This window comes from Roseicyclus sp. (genome assembly GCF_052168335.1).
GTDB lineage: Bacteria > Pseudomonadota > Alphaproteobacteria > Rhodobacterales > Rhodobacteraceae > Roseibacterium.
Map to the genome: position 1 here is coordinate 1 of NZ_JBQLZP010000254.1, position 1,109 is coordinate 1,109.

Here is a 1,109-nt window from a genome sequence, read left to right on the forward strand (position 1 = left end):
CGCCGCGCAGCGCATGGACCTGGGTTTCGCCCATGTCGTAGGTCTTGCGCAGGCCGACGGCCCGGAAGGCCGGCTGCGCCGTCGATCCATCGCCGTTCGTCGTCGTTTCCGCCACGCCGTCCCAACCGGAAAAGTCCCTGATGGCCACGGGCTAGCGGTTTTGCCACCGGAAGCTTTGATTCAGCGCAAGTCGGGCCGCGATTTCCGGCATTTCCGTCCCGGCCCGCCCGGCGGGGTTGAGAGAGATCAAGTCGGAGTCCGGCGGGCGCGGTCAATATGTTCCGCGAACGCCATGATGCACCGTTCCGCCACCCGTCTGCGCGACCGGTCCGAGGCCGGCAGGGCGCTGGCCGGCAAGCTCGCCCATCTTGCCGGACTGCATCCGCTCGTGCTCGCGCTGCCGCGCGGCGGCGTGCCCGTCGGCTACGAGATCGCGGAAGCGCTCGACGCGCCGCTCGAGCCGCTCTTCGTCAGGAAGATCGGCGCGCCGGGCTATGAGGAGCTCGCCATCGGGGCGGTCGCCGACGGCGACAATCCGCAGCTGATCCTGAACGAGGACATCCTCCCCCGGATCGCGCCGAGCGCGGACTATCTGCAGTCGGAGATGCAGCGCAAGCTGCTCGAGATCGACGCGCGCCGCCGCGCCTATATGGGCGAGCGGGCGCCGATCAATGTCGGCGGGCGGACGGTGATCCTCGTCGATGACGGGATCGCCACCGGGGCCACGGTGAAGGCGGCGCTCAAGGCGCTGCGGCGCGCGACGCCCGCCCGGCTCGTCCTCGCCGTTCCGGTGCTGCCGGCGGACGCGGTTGCAGAGTTCCGGCCGGAATGCGACGAGCTCGTCTATCTGTCGGCGCCCCGTTCGTTCCGCGCGGTCGGCGCGCATTATGACGATTTCTCGCAGGTCGACGATTCCGAAGTGATCGACCTGCTCGCCCGCCGGCAGGATGCGATGGCCGGCACCGGGCGCGCGCCGGCCGGCTAGGGCCGGACCGGCGCCGACGATAACGGACGAATGACGGTGGCGATCCGGCTTCCCGTCCTCGAGCGTCGATCTGCAATCGATTTTTCATATCAACGCATTAGATACGGTCGGAGCGAACGGAGCC

Annotated in this window: 1 protein-coding gene; it reads left to right on the forward strand. The window is 69.1% G+C overall.

The window, feature by feature from the left end; genetic code table 11:
- On the forward strand, nt 1–985 hold a 985-nt coding region (locus ACTS11_RS07815; RefSeq protein WP_442639765.1), incomplete at its 5' end, for a phosphoribosyltransferase.
- Nucleotides 986–1,109: the final 124 nt, after the last annotated feature.